The sequence below is a fragment of the Natrarchaeobaculum aegyptiacum genome (genome assembly GCF_002156705.1).
Taxonomy (GTDB): domain Archaea; phylum Halobacteriota; class Halobacteria; order Halobacteriales; family Natrialbaceae; genus Natrarchaeobaculum; species Natrarchaeobaculum aegyptiacum.
The window spans coordinates 94060-108835 of record NZ_CP019893.1 but is presented as its reverse complement, the minus strand read 5'-3'; the positions used below and the strand labels follow the sequence as shown (position 1 = coordinate 108835).

General features: G+C 64.7%; 14 protein-coding genes, 1 rRNA gene and 1 pseudogene. 8 read left to right on the top strand and 8 right to left on the bottom strand.

All coding sequences use genetic code 11. The features are described 5' to 3' along the window. Positions 1-162: 162 nt before the first annotated feature. A 16S ribosomal RNA gene (locus B1756_RS00505) occupies positions 163-1636 on the bottom strand. 744 nt (positions 1637-2380) lie between these two features. On the opposite strand from B1756_RS00505, the gene B1756_RS00500 reads away from it, so the two are divergent. Genes B1756_RS00500 through B1756_RS00490 form a run of 3 tightly spaced genes read left to right on the top strand, consistent with a single transcriptional unit; the run spans position 2381 to position 4369 of the window. Further along, positions 2381-2602, top strand: coding sequence for a hypothetical protein (locus tag B1756_RS00500; protein WP_086886768.1), 222 nt, complete (start codon positions 2381-2383; stop codon positions 2600-2602). 37 nt (positions 2603-2639) lie between these two features. Beyond that, the gene (hisD, locus tag B1756_RS00495) at positions 2640-3944 is read left to right on the top strand and encodes a histidinol dehydrogenase (protein WP_086886767.1); all 1305 of its coding nucleotides are present in this window, start codon (positions 2640-2642) and stop codon (positions 3942-3944) included. 53 nt (positions 3945-3997) lie between these two features. Then, positions 3998-4369, top strand: a complete 372-nt coding sequence (locus B1756_RS00490) for a HesB/IscA family protein (protein WP_086886766.1) — start codon at positions 3998-4000, stop codon at positions 4367-4369. Between the two features lie 4 nt (positions 4370-4373). Here the strand turns inward: B1756_RS00490 and B1756_RS00485 are convergent, their stop codons facing one another. After that, a complete protein-coding gene (locus tag B1756_RS00485; RefSeq protein WP_086886765.1) occupies positions 4374-4574 on the bottom strand; it encodes a dodecin in 201 nt (66 codons plus the stop codon). Positions 4575-4738: 164 nt separating this feature from the next. On the opposite strand from B1756_RS00485, the gene B1756_RS00480 reads away from it, so the two are divergent. Further along, positions 4739-5947, top strand: a complete 1209-nt coding sequence (locus B1756_RS00480; RefSeq protein WP_086886764.1) for a pyridoxal-phosphate-dependent aminotransferase family protein — start codon at positions 4739-4741, stop codon at positions 5945-5947. A 44-nt stretch (positions 5948-5991) separates the two neighbouring features. Here the strand turns inward: B1756_RS00480 and B1756_RS00475 are convergent, their stop codons facing one another. Together B1756_RS00475 and B1756_RS00470 are read right to left on the bottom strand one after the other, a co-directional pair. Further along, positions 5992-6306, bottom strand: coding sequence for a DUF7116 family protein (locus tag B1756_RS00475; RefSeq protein ID WP_086886763.1), 315 nt, complete (start codon positions 6304-6306; stop codon positions 5992-5994). A gap of 228 nt (positions 6307-6534) precedes the next feature. Continuing rightward, positions 6535-6774 (bottom strand): DUF5816 domain-containing protein, encoded by a 240-nt coding sequence (locus B1756_RS00470; protein ID WP_086886762.1) that lies wholly within the window; start codon positions 6772-6774, stop codon positions 6535-6537. Between the two features lie 180 nt (positions 6775-6954). Between B1756_RS00470 and B1756_RS00465 the strand changes: the two genes are divergently transcribed. Continuing rightward, positions 6955-7365 (top strand): universal stress protein, encoded by a 411-nt coding sequence (locus B1756_RS00465; RefSeq protein WP_086886761.1) that lies wholly within the window; start codon positions 6955-6957, stop codon positions 7363-7365. A gap of 32 nt (positions 7366-7397) precedes the next feature. Here the strand turns inward: B1756_RS00465 and B1756_RS00460 are convergent, their stop codons facing one another. Further along, positions 7398-7829 (bottom strand): universal stress protein, encoded by a 432-nt coding sequence (locus B1756_RS00460; protein ID WP_086886760.1) that lies wholly within the window; start codon positions 7827-7829, stop codon positions 7398-7400. Positions 7830-7902: 73 nt separating this feature from the next. Further along, complete coding sequence (locus tag B1756_RS00455; protein ID WP_228434641.1) at positions 7903-8877, bottom strand: mechanosensitive ion channel family protein; 975 nt, start codon at positions 8875-8877, stop codon at positions 7903-7905. 263 nt (positions 8878-9140) lie between these two features. Here B1756_RS00455 and trmB point away from each other — a divergent pair, with 263 nt between their 5' ends. The 3 genes and pseudogenes from trmB to B1756_RS20325 all read left to right on the top strand — a co-directional run bounded on the left by trmB (position 9141) and on the right by B1756_RS20325 (position 12881). Continuing rightward, positions 9141-10205, top strand: a complete 1065-nt coding sequence (trmB, locus tag B1756_RS00450) for an HTH-type sugar sensing transcriptional regulator TrmB (protein ID WP_086886758.1) — start codon at positions 9141-9143, stop codon at positions 10203-10205. 42 nt (positions 10206-10247) lie between these two features. Further along, positions 10248-11411: pseudogene (locus B1756_RS20330) on the top strand (PAS domain-containing protein); the annotation flags it as partial. A 33-nt stretch (positions 11412-11444) separates the two neighbouring features. Then, positions 11445-12881: a sensor histidine kinase gene (locus B1756_RS20325; RefSeq protein WP_479687232.1), complete on the top strand. Its 1437-nt coding sequence runs from the start codon at positions 11445-11447 to the stop codon at positions 12879-12881. 34 nt (positions 12882-12915) lie between these two features. On the opposite strand, the gene B1756_RS00440 is transcribed toward B1756_RS20325, so the two are convergent. Beyond that, positions 12916-13689 carry an ABC transporter permease gene (locus tag B1756_RS00440; protein ID WP_086886756.1) on the bottom strand — a complete coding sequence of 258 codons (774 nt, stop codon included), beginning with the start codon at positions 13687-13689 and terminating at the stop codon, positions 12916-12918. Next, positions 13686-14765, bottom strand: coding sequence for an ABC transporter ATP-binding protein (locus tag B1756_RS00435; RefSeq protein ID WP_086886755.1), 1080 nt, complete (start codon positions 14763-14765; stop codon positions 13686-13688). The genes B1756_RS00440 and B1756_RS00435 overlap by 4 nt, the downstream gene beginning before the upstream one ends. Positions 14766-14776: the final 11 nt, after the last annotated feature.

The following is a 14776-nucleotide window of genomic DNA, read 5'->3' as shown; positions in this document are numbered from 1 at the left end:
ATCCCTCGCCCCGACCACCATCGGTCGGGCGAGGGAGCTTGCGTTAGCCTTGGTAGTTCAAAGGTGCCCGATCGGCCAACGGTGGGTCGATCGAACGTGGAGTGCGCGGCCCGTCAGGCCACGACTTTAGGTGGGTCAGGGCGTCGCCCTGATCCCGGTCTGTGGAGGTGATCCAGCCGCAGATTCCCCTACGGCTACCTTGTTACGACTTAAGCCCCCTTGCGAAGCCCAGATTCGACCCCCGTACAGGGGCCTCATCCGGACCTCACTCGGGTGCTTTGACGGGCGGTGTGTGCAAGGAGCAGGGACGTATTCACCGCGCCCTTCTGAGGCGCGATTACTACCGAATCCAGCTTCATGCGGGTGAGTTTCAACCCGCAATCCGAACTACGATCGAGTTTCGGAGATTAGCGTCGCCTCTCGGCGTAGCATCCCACTGTCTCGACCATTGTAGCCCGCGTGTCGCCCAGCACATTCGGGGCATACTGACCTACCGTTGCCCATTCCTTCCTCCAGTTTGGCACTGGCAGTCTCCCTAATGTACCCAACCACCACGAGGGTGTTGCTGGCAATTAGGGACGTGGGTCTCGCTCGTTGCCTGACTTAACAGGACGCCTCACGGTACGAGCTGACGGCGGCCATGCACCTCCTCTCAGTAGCTCCACTAAGCTCATCACACTGAGCTTCACAGCATACTGTCGGTGCTGGTGAGATGTCCGGCGTTGAGTCCAATTAAACCGCAGGCTCCTCCGGTTGTAGTGCTCCCCCGCCAATTCCTTTAAGTTTCATCCTTGCGGACGTACTTCCCAGGCGGTCTGCTTCACGGCTTCCCTACGGCACATCACAGGCTCGTAGCCTGTGACACACCTAGCAGACATCGTTTACGGCCAGGACTACCCGGGTATCTAATCCGGTTCGTGACCCTGGCTTTCGTCCCTCACCGTCGGATCCGTCCTCCCGAGGCGCTTTCGCCACCGGTGGTCCGTCCAGGATTACGGGATTTCACTCCTACCCCAGACGTACCCCTCGGGTCTTCCGGTCCCAAGCCACGCAGTTTCCACCGGACGCCCGCGCGTTGAGCGCGCGGATTTCCCGATGGACTTGCGAGGCCAGCTACGGACGCTTTAGGCCCAATAAGAGCGGTCATCACTCGGGCTGCCGGTATTACCGCGGCGGCTGGCACCGGTCTTGCCCAGCCCTTATTCGCCTACCGCCTTACGGTAGGAAAAAGCGAGGACGATATGCCCTCGCAGATGGAGTCCCCTTATCGCACTGGCGTGCAGTGTAAAGGTTTCGCGCCTGCTGCGCCCCGTAGGGCCCGGTATCTTGTCTCAGATACCGTCTCCGGGCTCTTGCTCTCACAACCCGTACCGATTATCGGCACGGTGGGCCGTTACCCCACCGTCTACCTAATCGGCCGCAGCCACATCCTCTGGCGCCGGAGCGTTTCACGCTCCCTGCAGTTCCAGCATGGAAGCGCTATCACGGATTAGCCTCAGTTTCCCGAGGTTATCCGCGTCCAGAGGGTAGTTTGGCCACGTGTCACTGAGCTATCTGCCACGAGTCTGAACTCGTGCGACTAGCATGGCTAAATCGGACTCCACTAGCAATGACCTCCGGCAGGATCAACCGGAATGCTCTTCCCCGCTACTGCGGGGAGGTCTAGTTTGGCGGTGAATGCAATGCACTCACACAAAGGTCCACGTTCGATGACACCAACCGTCGACCGATCGGGCGTCACCGAACTACCAAGGCTAACATCAGATCCCATCTGTACGGAAGACCGCAGGGGTAGGATCCTCATTTCCTTCGGACCTGATCGTAGTCCGTCCGGGGTACATAACCCCTTCGTCTTCGGACTCGCGATCGGCCCGACGACGAGGCCCAGAAGGCCTCGCCATCACGCGTCGTGTAACCGTATCCGAGTGCCCTGATACACTTAAGGGCTACGGATCGGGTTCGGCCCCGGAAACCGCATCCGGCAGCCGATTTCTGCGTATTACTCAGTACGCGCCCCGAGTATATAAGGGCGTCGTACTTCACGTCGCCAACTGGTGGCGACGAACACAGTTCGATCCGTTTTTCGAGCACGCCGTCGATCGGCATCCTCGAGCGTCGAATACCGTTTCCACCTCCGTGCCGGTGAGGCCGGAGGACGCGGCCCGGGTGGGCCACGTCGTTTGCATTCTATCAGAGTCCCGGGTCCATACATAAGGCCGTCGTCTCGAGGTCGGTCTGGGCTACGTTGGGTCCTCTCGAGGGGAGAGTTCTCATGGGAGGTCGTCACGCCCACGGTGCTCGTCGTCGGTAACGCGTCGGTCGTGGTCCCGACCAGCGGGGAGACCCGACAGGATTTTGCGGTGGCGTCCGTAGGAGGCGTATGGACCGTTCGGGATTCGTCAAGCTCGCGGTGATCGGACTCGGACTCGTCGTCGCGAGTTTCTTCGTGCGTGGGTTCGGACAGCTACTGGTCGGTCGTCCCGTCGCCGAGATGCTCCAGGCACCGATCATTCTGCTGGGCTTTGCCGTCCTGGTGTATCTCTTCGTGCGCGCGACGCTCGACGTGGTCGGGATCTGGACGATCGAGAACCCGGACGCGTAGGGAAACCGTTTTTCGAGCGCCACGCAAACCCAGAGACATGAGTATCGACGTGCGGGCGGTCGCCGACCTCGGTCCCGACGAGCGCGCGGCGCTGTTCGATCGCAACGCGGGCATCGAGGCGATCCGTGACGACGTTCGTGAGATCGTCGACCGGGTTCGTGAGGAAGGTGACGTCGCAGTCAGGGAGTTTACCGAGGAGTTCGACGGGGTCACGGTCGGGAACCTCGAGATCACGGACGCGTGCGAGCGCGCGGTCGACGAGATTGACGACGAGCTCCTGGAAGCCATCGAGATGGCGATCGCGAACGTCAGGGAGTTCCACGAGGCCCAGTTGCCCGAGGACTGGCGCCGTGAGTTCGACGACGGTCGAGAGCTGGGGCGACGGTTCCGACCGCTCGATCGCGTCGGCGCGTACGTTCCCGGTGGGACGGCAGCCTATCCCTCGAGTGCGATTATGACGGTCGTTCCGGCGACGGTCGCGGGCGTCGACCACGTCTCGGTCGTGACGCCACCTGCCGAGGAGGTAAACCCTGTGACGCTCGCGGCGATTCACCTCGCGGGCGCGGACGCGGTCTACAGCGTCGGCGGTGCGCAGGCCATCGGTGCGCTGGCCTACGGGACGGAGACGGTCACCCGGGTCCAGAAGATCGTCGGGCCGGGGAACAGGTGGGTGACCGCGGCGAAAGCCGAGGTGCGCGGTGACGTCGAGATCGACTTCCTCGCGGGCCCGAGCGAGATCGTGGTGATCGCAGACGAGACGGCAGATCCCGACGTCGTCGCTGCTGACCTGGTCGCACAGGCCGAACACGACCCGAACGCGCCGGTCGTTGCGATTACGAACGACGAAGCGACTGCGGAGGCAGTCGCGGCTGCCGTCGACGAGCAGGCGGGCGCACGCGAGCGCGAAGACGTGATTCGGGAGGCCGTCGCGAACGACGCAAGCGGCGTCCTGCTGGCCCGGTCGATGAGCGAGGCGATCCTCTTTACCGAGGAGTACGCCCCCGAGCACCTCACGATCGTCGCCGACGACGACGAGGCGATCGTAGAGCGTATCGACAGTGCAGGGAGCGTCTTCCTCGGCCCGCACACGCCCGTGGCGGCGGGCGACTACGCGAGCGGGACGAACCACGTTCTGCCGACGAACGGCGGTGCGAAAGTGACAGGTGGGCTCTCCGTCGAGACGTTCCTCCGGTCGACGACGGTCCAGCGGCTCTCGAGGGACGGACTGGCCGAGATCGGCGAGACGATCACGACGCTCGCAGAGGCCGAGGGACTCGAGGCCCACGCCGAGAGCGTCAGGGTGAGACTCGAGGAAGACGAGAACGAAACCACGAGCGACTAGCCTATCCGTCGGCTGGCGTCACAGTTAACATCGTCGCGCCGGTACGATGGGGTATGAGCACGGACAGCGCAGACGGCGGGGCGGCGACCCGTCCCGAGATCGAGGTAACCGAGGCGGCGGCCGAGCAGGCACTTTCGTTGCTCGAGAGCGAGGGGATGGACGACGACGAGGCTGGACTGCGACTGTTCGTCCAGCAAGGTGGCTGTGCCGGCCTCTCCTACGGGATGCGGTTCGACGACAGTCCTGACGAAGACGACACGATATACAACCACCACGGGCTACGCGTCTTCGTCGACCCCGCGAGCCTGAAGTACATCGAGGGGAGCATCCTCGACTTCGAGTCCGGCCTGCAGTCACAGGGCTTCCACGTGGAAAATCCGAACGTGGTCAGCGAGTGTGGCTGTGGCGAGTCGTTCCGGACCTGATCGATCAGTCCTCGAGTTCGAACGCCACGGTGACTTCGGCCTGATACTCGCGGTTCTCGGCGCTCGCGATTTCGACGCCGAGTTCGTCGACTTCGATCCAGTAGACGTTCTCGAGGGTCGCTTCGGCCCGGTCGATGGCGTCGTCTGCGGCGTCGTCGAAGCTTTCGGTGCTGGTGCCGATCAGGGTGATCTTCTTGAAGACCATTGCCCGCCGAACTACCACGGCGACGCCCTTCAATATATGCCTAGTGATAGTAACTGACACTGATTTTGAACCGACCGTGCGCGAACCGATCGGCTCGACGTGAGCCGGCGTCGCTGAGCGGTGTTCGTGAACGCTTTTGAGGGATCCGATACCACCTATGGGGTATGGCAGGTGCCGACGACGCGATCGACGTTTCGGAGATCGACGAACTGACGCCGCCGAACAGGACGCTGATGGGACCGGGCCCGAGCGACGTTCACCCACGCGTGTTACGGGCGATGAGTACGCCGCTCGTGGGCCACCTCGATCCCTCGTTCGTCGAGATCATGGACGAGGTTCAGGAACTCCTTCGGTACACGTTCCGGACCGACAACCAGTGGACGATCCCGGTCTCGGGAACCGGTTCCGCTGCGATGGAGGCGGCGATCGGCAACGTCGTCGAACCCGGCGACACGATGCTCGTCCCGACCAACGGCTACTTCGGCGGCCGGATGGCCTCGATGGCCCGGCGCGCCGGTGGCGAGGTCGTCGAGGTCGAGGCTCCGTGGGGCGAACCCCTCGAGCCCGACGACGTCGCCGATGCGCTGGCCGACCACGACCCAGACGTCTTCGGCTTCGTCCACGCCGAGACGAGCACGGGCGTGCTCCAGCCCGACGTCGCCGACCTCACTGCGGCGGCTCACGACCACGACGCGCTCGTGATCGCCGATACCGTCACCTCCCTCGGGGGGGTGGAACTGCGCGTCGACGAGTGGGGGATCGACGTCGCCTACTCGGGTCCCCAGAAGTGTCTCTCCTGCCCGCCGGGTGCCAGCCCGCTCACGCTCTCCGACGAGGCGATGGAGAAGGTCCTCTCGCGTGAGGAAGACCCACGCTCGTGGTACCTCGACCTCTCGTTGCTCGAGGGCTACTGGGGTGACGAACGCTCCTATCACCACACGGCACCGATCACGAACGTCTACGCGATCCGCGAGGCGCTACGTCTCGTCGCCGAGGAGGGGATCGAGCAGCGGTGGGCTCGTCACGAACGACTGGCCGGTGGCCTGAAGGCGGGCGTCGAGGCGATGGGCCTCGAGATGAACGCCCCCGACGAGTACTGGCTGCCCAGCCTGAACGCCGTCCGTGTTCCCGAGGGAATCGACGACGGTGAGGTCTGTGGCGAACTCCTCGAGCGCTACGACCTCGAGGTCGCCGGCGGCCTCGGGGATCTGGCCGGCGAAATCTTCCGCATCGGCTGTATGGGCCACTCGGCACGCCCGGAGAACGTAATCTACGTGGTGACGGCGCTGGGTGACGTCCTCGAGTCGATGGGTGCGGACGTCGACCCCGGTGCTGGCGTGACGGCGACGCGGCGGGCGCTCGAAGAGCGCTGACGCTCGTTTGCTGTTTTTCTGGCGTCGAAAACGGTAGTTCGGACTTACGCCGAGACGCGCGGTCCTGGCGGGGCCCGTTCGACCTGATAGTCTTCACCGTCGACGACGATGATCGCCCACTCGTATCCCGGGTTTTGCCGTTCGAGTCGGGCCTCGAGGTCGTCTGCGTCGTCGGGGTGAGCGACGAAGCAGTGGAACTGTCCACTGCCGGCGCTCGCCGGTGGCAGCGTCTCGTTCTCGAGGACAGTATTTACGTGGACGACCTTCCAGGCACGTTCTGCGCGGAATGCCGGGCCGGTTCCTTCGACGGTGTATCCCAGGTCTGCGAATATCGACCGAGCCTGCTCGACCAGTCGCATGTTAACAGGACCCATTCGATACGTCTATACACACCGGGACATCATAAAGGTTGCCACTCGACCGACTATCTGGCGGCAAATAGGACGAAGGATCAACTAGTCTGGAGAGATTCTGAACAATTGGTCGCCCGCCTCCCGGTCTCCGGTGGAGTAATGGCGCGTTACAGGACGGTGCCACTAGATACCAAATCCGGGTCGAAGCGTCGGTAGTTGACTCGAGGAACTGGCTCACTCGTGGGCTGCGTCCCACTCGGTCGGTTTTCGGAAATTCCCGCAGTTGTTGCACTTGATGCGGCCCATCGCGTCCATCGCGTTGTCGACGCTCTCGCAGTTCGTACAGAACCAGCCGTAGCGTCGGTCGGCGGCGGGTGACTCGTAGGCGACGAGGAACGGTCCATCCGAGCCTCTGACGCCGTCGGCCGAGGAGACGTAGATCTCCGTTCCGTCCGTAGTCGAGATCGATCGCATGGGGGGACGTACCGTCGCGCAGAGTAAATGACTGTCTGTCCCGGATCGTCGAGGACTGGACGACGGTCGCCCGCGAGCGCCCGGCGGCTATAACGGCGCGCCGTGTGCGCGTATGGGTTGCTTACTCACGACCAGCCCCGACTGAAACCTTTACCCGGGCGGGTATCGTTCGAGAGGATAATGGCGCTGGTCGTGGTCCCCGTTCGATATCCACTAACGAGACACTCTCGGCGAACGCTCGAGCAGGCGATCCAGATCGCCCGCGAGCGTGACGCGACGTTGACGATTCTCCACGTCAATCTCTACCAGCGGGGCAAGAAGGTGACCCGGATCGACCTCAAACAGGCCGTCGAACGGTCGTTTGGAACCCTCGAGAACGCCCGGTACGTCGTCCGATCTGGCTTTCTCGTCGAAGAGAGCATCCTAGAGGAAGTCGCCGCGGAGGAAGCCGACGCGGTGGTGATCGGAAACAAAGAGGCGAGCAGGGTCCGCCGGCTGTTCCGGCGATTCACGGATAACCCGGACATCGACCGATATCTCCGGGATCACCTCGAGTGTGAAGTGATCACCGTCGAGAGCAAGCCGGCCTGATCGGTGTCTCCGCGCCACGAGGTCGGGACCGTTCAGGTTCCGGCGTCGCGGACGACGAACACCGGCACCGACGCGCTGTCGACGACGCGCTCGGAGACGCTTCCGAGCGAGGTGACCTTCTCGCGCGGGCTCTTCCCCCGGGTTCCGATGACGATCAGGTCGATTCCCTGCTCGTCTGCGTACTCGAGGATGGTCTTTGCCGGTGTGCCGTTTCTGACGTCCGTTTCGGTGTCGACGCCGGCGTCTGTGGCTCGCTGCTCGACGGCCTCGACGGCGGCTTCGCCTTCGTCGGTGAGCGACGTCTCGAGGTCGGTGACGTCTTTTGCGGCCGTGGTGATCCGACTGTCGACGACGTAGAGTGCGTGGATCGTCGCGTCGTTGTCCTCGGCGATCGGGAGTGCATGCTCGAGCGTTTCGGGTACGGTGTCGCTTCCGTCCGTGGGAACGAGGATGTCGTCGTACATCTGGGAGTCGTCTCGAGTTCGGGCGGAGACCGTATAAAACGCAACGGCTGTGCCCCGTCGATGGGAGCCCGTCTCAGGTCGAGTCGGGATTCGATTCTGCGTCTGCGTCTGGGTTCCGGCTCAGGTCGGAATCGGACCCGGACGGTGAGGCGGCGTCGGCAGGGGCATCGACGAACTCGCCGCCGTCGCCGGTGAGCGCCGGAACGCCGCTGGTCTCGTCGAAAACGTGGTGGCGGTGGGGGTAAGCGAATTCGACGTCGAGGGACTGGAACCGCTCGCGGACGGCGGTTCGGACGGCAGAGAGGTCTCGCGTCTGGTTGTAGGGATGCTGGAGCCAGACGTACAGCTCGAGGACGATTCCGTCGTCGGCGTACTCGGCGACCGTGCAGGTCGGTGAGGCGGGGTACCGGGCGCTGCCGATGCGGATCTCCGGACCGCCGGTGATCACGTTGTCTACCTGCCGGGCGGCACGTGCAGCTCCGCGGCGGGCCGCTTCGAGGTCGCTCTCGTAAGTGATCTCGAAGGTGATCGAGAGGCGTGTTCGCTCGTCTTCGGCGGAGTAGTTGACGACGTCGCGTTGCTGGATTTCCGAGTTCGGGATGACGATGAAGGTGTTCTCGAGGGTGAAGATCTTGGTGTAGCGGATCGTGATGTCCTCGACGAATCCGCGGTGGCCTTCGTCGACGATCTCGATCATGTCGCCGATCTCGTAGGGCTGGTCGGCCAGGACGAACAGGCCGTTGATGAAACTTCCGACGAGGGGTGCGAGCACGACGGCGACGACCGCGGAGATGACGGTCACCGACAGGAGGATGCTCGTTCCGCTGAAGCCGAGGATGGCAGCGACGACCGCGAGCGTAATCACCAGGACCGTCGCCCGAATTCCTCGCAGGGCAGATCGCGTCACGCTCGGTCGCTCGATTCGTCGGGCGACGGTCCGGCCGGCGAGTCTGACGACGAGTTTCGAGAGGAACCAGCCGATGACGAGGACGACGAACGCGATCCCGAATTCGGTGGGCTCCGGCAGCCCGCCGGGGAGCCATTCCATGGCCTCTTCTTCCCCGTTTCCAGTGGGGTCCTCGGTGGTCACGAGCGGGAGGCCGGCCATGCGGGTAGACTCACGGGGGTGGTGGTTAAGGGTTCTGACCGCTCGAGTCACCTCACCCGGCGGGGAACGAACCGTCTCGCCGACGCCCAGCAGCCCCGTCGAGAACCGTCACTTCTCGCCAGGGAGATAACTACCCGATTTCGAAAACGGGTGCAACTCGAGCCATAATAAATCATTTATTCGTCGAGACCGTGAGGTGAGCCATGGCACCAGACGAACTGCGCTCGACCGTCGAGCGGGTGGGCGATCGGTTCAACCTCGGCGAGTACGAGATCGACGCCTACCTCACGGTCTTAGAACAGGGCCAGTTGACGGCGAGCGAGATCGCAGACCGGACGGATATCCCCCAACCCCGGGTTTACGACACCGTCCGCAGCCTGAGCGACCGCGGGCTGGTCGAACTCCGCGAATCCCGCCCGATGAAAGTCGTCGCGATCGACCCTGCCGAAGCGTTCGACGACGTCCAGTCCTCACTCGAACAGATGATCGACGAACTCGAGGTTCGTTACACGGCACCGGCCCGGGAGACCGAGGCCGTCTCGCTCGTGAAGTCCCGGTCGACGATCCTCCGCTACCTCGAGGAGGTCATCGAGGACGCCGCGTTCGAACTCTCGTTGTCACTGACGCCCGACCTCCTGGTCCGTTTCGAGGACGAACTCGCCGCGGCCGTCGACGACGGCGTCAGCGTCGACCTGATCGTGACGCCAGCCTCGGAGGCACCGGACCCCGAGGAGTTCGACTACCTCGAGGTGGCGACCTCCGCGCGCGCCCGGCGCGGGATCACGACGCCGGTCGTCGCCGTCGCCGACGGGAACTACTCGGTGTACGCCACGCAGGACGCACTGCGCGACGATCAGGATCGCTACGGCGTGATCTTCAACCGGTCGGCACTCGGCTTCCTCGTGTCCGGGTTCTTCGGCACGGTCCTGTGGACGACGGCCGAGCGAACCCTCGGCGAGAACGGTGCGAGCAGGCCGTTCCCGCGGAAGTACGCCTCCATCCGCCGATGCGTGAAGGACCTGATAGACGAGGGCGGAGAGTTCTTCGCGACGATCGAGGGTCGTGACGTCGAGGTCGGCGGTACCCGGATCGTCCGCGGGCGCGTCCTCGACGTCTCCTTCGAGGTCAGCGAGGAGGTCGCGTCGCTGACCGTCGAGACCGACGACGGCGAGACGGTCTCCGTCGGTGGGCGCGTGGCCGCACTCGAAGACGTCGAAGCCCACGAAATTCACATCGGCCGGGACGAACCGCCGACGATCGAACACTGATCGGCGAAAGGTTTTACGGCCGGCTTCGTCTACAGCATCGAAATGGCTCCGCCCGCCCCGGCGAACCGCACCGCCGCGACAGACGTGTTCGACGGCGACTCGCCCCAGCAGGTCGTCGCCGAGCTTGGCGATCGATCGTTCGAGGGCGCACCGCTCGAGTCACTCTGTGACGACGCTGCGGAGGCCGTCGTCGCGACGCTGGGGACGTCGTCCTGTGTCATCACGTGCTTCGAACCGGGCGGTTCCGGACGTGTGCTGGCGGTCGCCGGGGCGGGCGCAGGCGAGCGAAACCGAACCAGGACGGAACCGGACGCGACGCTCGACGGGGGCGGTGGCATCGCGGTCCCGCTCGGAAGCGTCGGCAACGCGCTGGGTGCTCTCGAGACCTACGGCCGATCCGGTCGTCGCTTCGACCGGGACGAACGAACGTTTCTTCGCAACGTTGCCACCGTCGTCGCCGGCGCGGTCGAACGCGACCGGTCGAGCCGGGCGCGAACGGTCGAGCAACGGCGGCGAGACGAGATTCTCGATGCGAGTCCGATCGGGATCACGCTCGTCGACGCAGACGGTGCCCTGAAGTACGCCAACGAGCGAGCACAGACGTTGCTGGGAGAGTCCCTCGAGGAGCTTCGAACGTACGTCCACGGCGACGAGCGCTGGGATCTCGTCGACGAATCGGGTGACTCGCTGTCGACCGACGACCTTCCGTTCACGACCGTCGAGGAGACGGGGAAACCGGTCTACGACGACGTGCTCGGCCTCGAGCGGCCGGACGGAACGCGCGTGTGGCTCTCGATGCACTGTCGACCGCTGTTCGACGACGAGGGAGAGTTGGACGGCGCGGTCTATGCCCTGCAGGACGTCACCGACCACAAGCATCTGGAGATCGAACTCGAGGAGACGCTCGACCGGGTAACCGACGCGTTTCACGCACTCGATACCGACTGGCGGTTCACCTACGTCAATCAGCGGGCCGCGGAGTTACTCGGCGTCGACAGGGAAGACGTCCACGGTGAGTCGGTCTGGGAGGCGTTTCCGAGCGCGGTCGACTCGCGGTTCGAACGAGAGTATCGCCGGGCGATGGAGACACAGGAATCGGTGACGTTCGAGGAATACTCGCCGGTCGCCGAGGCCTGGCTCGAGGTGTCGGTGTATCCCTCCGAGACGGGGCTGTCGGTGTACTTCCGGGACGTCACCGAGCGCAAGGAACGCGATCGAACGCTCGGGCGATACGAGACGATCGTCGAGACGGTCGAAGACGGTATCTACACCGTCGACGACGACGGCTACTTCAGGATGGTCAACGAGGCGTACGTCGAATTGACCGGGTTCTCCCGGGAGGAACTGGTGGGGAGACACGCCTCCGAGATCGTCGACGACGACGTCGTCGAGCGGGCTCGCTCGCTCGCCGAAGAGGGTGGGGGCAAACTCGAGGCCGAGGTCGAGACGGCCGACGGAGAGTCACTGGTCGTCGAGGCGACGGTCACGAAACACGTCGACGACGTGAGTGGCGAGAAACGACGGATCGGCGTGGTCAGGGACGTAACCGAGCGCAAACGGAGACAGCGGAAACTCGAGGAGAGCGAACAGCGCTACCGGACGCTGGTCGATCACTTCCCGAACGGCGTCGTCGCACTCTTCGACGAGGAACTGGAGTACACCCTCGCCGGCGGACAGTACATCGACGACTGTACGATCGCCCCCGGCGAGTCTGCCGGCGGGGCGACCGTCGAGCGGGTGGCAAACGGACAGGTCGCCAATCCGACCGTTGAGGTCGGCGACGACGTGGAAAACGAGCGCCGAACACTCGAGTCGATCTTCGAGGCGGTCCTCGATGGCGAGTCGCATTCGTTCGAACTGACCCACGACGACCGTGATCTGCTCGTCCACACGATTCCCGTTCGCAACGCAGACGGTGAGGTGTTCGCCGGGATGCTCATGGCTCAGGACGTCACCGACCGCCGGGAGTACGAACAGCGACTCGAGGAGTCGAACGAACGCTTAGAGCAGTTTGCCCATGCAGCCTCTCACGACCTGCAGGAGCCACTCCGGATGATCTCGAGTTACCTCACGCTGCTGGAACAGCGGTACGAGGACGACCTCGACGAGGAGGGGCGAGAGTTCCTCGCCTACGCCGTCGACGGGGCCGACCGGATGCGGGCGATGATCGACGGCCTCCTCGAGTTCTCTCGGGTCGAGTCCCGCGGAGCGCCGTTCGAACCGGTCGACCTCGATGAGGTGCTCGCGGACGTCCGCCGCGACCTCGAGGTCTGCATCGAGGAGCGAGACGCAGACGTCGTGGTCGAGCCGCTCCCGACGGTCCTCGGTGACGGCAATCAGTTGCGACAGGTGTTCCAGAACCTCCTCGCGAACGGGATCGAGTACGCGGGAGCGGATCCACCCCAGATCGAGGTCACCGCCGACCGCAAGGGCCGACAGTGGGAACTCGCGGTCGAGGACGACGGCATCGGGATCGATCCCGGCGATGCAGAGCAGATCTTCGGACTCTTCGAACGGCTCCACGGCGTCGAAGAACACCCCGGCAGCGGAATCGGCCTCGCACTCTGTGAGCGAATCGTCGAACGTCACGGTGGCGAGATTCGGGTCGAGTCAGAGCCGGGCGAGGGGTCGACGTTCTACCTGACGCTGCCGGCCGTCGACGCCGAAGAAGAGTGACTGAGAGTGACAGAAAGGGGCTCGAGTCGGTCGATCAGTCGGTCTGGGGAATCGACCACGCGCCGAAGGCGAACGTGGCGACCGCGAGCACCGACAGGATCGCCAGATTGGCGACGATCGGATCGACGCCAGCGACGGCGGGCACGCTCGCCTCTGGATAGGTCGCTGCCCGAACCCCTCGAGAGAAGTACGTCAGCGGCGAGAGGTTCACCAGCGGATCGAACCAGTCGGGCAGCTGGTCGAGGGCGATGAACGTCTCCGAGAGGAACAGAAGCGGCAAGGCGATGGCGTTGCTGGCGGCGACGGCGCCGTCCCGTGAGTCGGTGTAACTGCCGAGCAGGGAGCCGATGCCGCAGAAACAGATGACGCCGATCAGCACGTAGGGAACGAGCCACGGCGAGTAGATGATCTCGGCACCTGTGAGCGCGACGACGAGCGCGAGGATCAACACGCAGGCCAGCCCGATGATGGCGGCGTTGACGATCGTCTGGGCGGCCAGCCACTCCCCGCGCGAGACCGGCGTCGTCGCGAGTTTCTCGAATCGGTTGCCTTCGCGGTGGCGGGCCACCTCGCTGCCCATCCGCGAAAACGGCGTAAAGAGCACGACGGTCGCGAGATAGCCCGGGACGTACCAGGCCGCCGATTCGGCGAACAGGCCGCCTTCTCCCGGATCGGTCCGCACGAGCGCGCCGAAGATCACGATCAGGATCGCCGGGAAGAAGAACGTGAAGAAGACGGCCGTCCGGCGCCGGACGAACGATCGCCAGCCAGCGCCGACCTCCGCCTGCACGCGTCCGACGCGGCTCACGCCGTCTCACCTGCCTGCGCGGTATCGGGTTCGCCGACCTGTCGCGTGCGATCACGCTCGGTCTCGTCGGCAAGCGACAGATAGACGTCCTCGAGGTCCGGCTCACTCCAGGACAGCCCCGTATACTCGATTCCCTCTGCCTCGAGGAAGTCGACGACGGTGGCGATCTCGCCGGGCGTAACGCCACGGACCACGATCGCACCCGTCCCGGAGGCCTCCGGCGATGCCGTCGACTTCCCGGTGGCACCGCGATCGGTCGATCCATCGCTCGCGCCGCCTTCGGAGTCCTGGGTGTCGGACGCGTCTGCCACCGACCGCTGTCGACGACCGAGTTCGACGGCCTCGACCGGGAACTCGAGATCGGCGAGCGCCTCGAGGGGAGCGTCGGTCTCGATCGTCAGCCGGCTCGCGCCGCCGTACTCGGCGACGAGCGCGCCGGGGGTACCGCTGGCGACGAGCGCGCCGTCTGCGAGCAGGCCGACGCGATCGGCCAGTCGTTCGGCCTCGGCCATGTCGTGGGTGGTCAGGAGGACGGTCGTTCCGGCGGCGGCGAGGTCCTCGATCAGTCGCCAGACGGTTCGTCGGCCCGCCGGGTCGATGCCGGTCGTCGGCTCGTCGAGAAAGAGCACGTCGGGGTCGTTGACCAGCGTCGAGCCGACACAGACCCGGCGCTGCTGGCCGCCCGAGAGGTTCTCGTACCACGTATCGGCCGAATCGACGACGCCGACGTCGGCGAGCACGTCGGCCGGGTCACGCGGGTCGTCGTACAGTCCGGCGTAGTACTCGAGCAGTTCGCGTGCGGTGAGTCGATCCGGCGGCGAGAAGTCCTGTGGGAGTACGCCGAGTCGGTCCCGTTCGACCGCGGTCGGCGACTCGCCGAGGATCGACGCCGTGCCCGCGTCGGGATCTGTCGTTCCCGTCAGTGCGCGGACCAGCGTCGTCTTCCCGGCCCCGTTCGGACCGATCAGGCCGAAGACCTCCCCGCGCTCGACCGATAGCGACGCCCCCGACAGCGCCACCGTCTCGCCGTACGCTTTCTCGAGTCCCCGGGCCTCGACTACGGCTTCGGCTTCCATACGACCCGGTA

Excerpts from the sequence above, each read along its gene's own strand:
- B1756_RS00500 (WP_086886768.1), top strand. The coding sequence starts at position 2,381 with ATGGACCGTTCGGGATTCGTCAAGCTCGCGGTGATCGGACTCGGACTC.
- hisD (WP_086886767.1), top strand. The coding sequence starts at position 2,640 with ATGAGTATCGACGTGCGGGCGGTCGCCGACCTCGGTCCCGACGAGCGC.
- B1756_RS00490 (WP_086886766.1), top strand. The coding sequence starts at position 3,998 with ATGAGCACGGACAGCGCAGACGGCGGGGCGGCGACCCGTCCCGAGATC.
- B1756_RS00485 (WP_086886765.1), bottom strand. The coding sequence starts at position 4,574 with ATGGTCTTCAAGAAGATCACCCTGATCGGCACCAGCACCGAAAGCTTC.
- B1756_RS00480 (WP_086886764.1), top strand. The coding sequence starts at position 4,739 with ATGGCAGGTGCCGACGACGCGATCGACGTTTCGGAGATCGACGAACTG.
- B1756_RS00475 (WP_086886763.1), bottom strand. The coding sequence starts at position 6,306 with ATGCGACTGGTCGAGCAGGCTCGGTCGATATTCGCAGACCTGGGATAC.
- B1756_RS00470 (WP_086886762.1), bottom strand. The coding sequence starts at position 6,774 with ATGCGATCGATCTCGACTACGGACGGAACGGAGATCTACGTCTCCTCG.
- B1756_RS00465 (WP_086886761.1), top strand. The coding sequence starts at position 6,955 with ATGGCGCTGGTCGTGGTCCCCGTTCGATATCCACTAACGAGACACTCT.
- B1756_RS00460 (WP_086886760.1), bottom strand. The coding sequence starts at position 7,829 with ATGTACGACGACATCCTCGTTCCCACGGACGGAAGCGACACCGTACCC.
- B1756_RS00455 (WP_228434641.1), bottom strand. The coding sequence starts at position 8,877 with ATGGAATGGCTCCCCGGCGGGCTGCCGGAGCCCACCGAATTCGGGATC.
- trmB (WP_086886758.1), top strand. The coding sequence starts at position 9,141 with ATGGCACCAGACGAACTGCGCTCGACCGTCGAGCGGGTGGGCGATCGG.
- B1756_RS00435 (WP_086886755.1), bottom strand. The coding sequence starts at position 14,765 with ATGGAAGCCGAAGCCGTAGTCGAGGCCCGGGGACTCGAGAAAGCGTAC.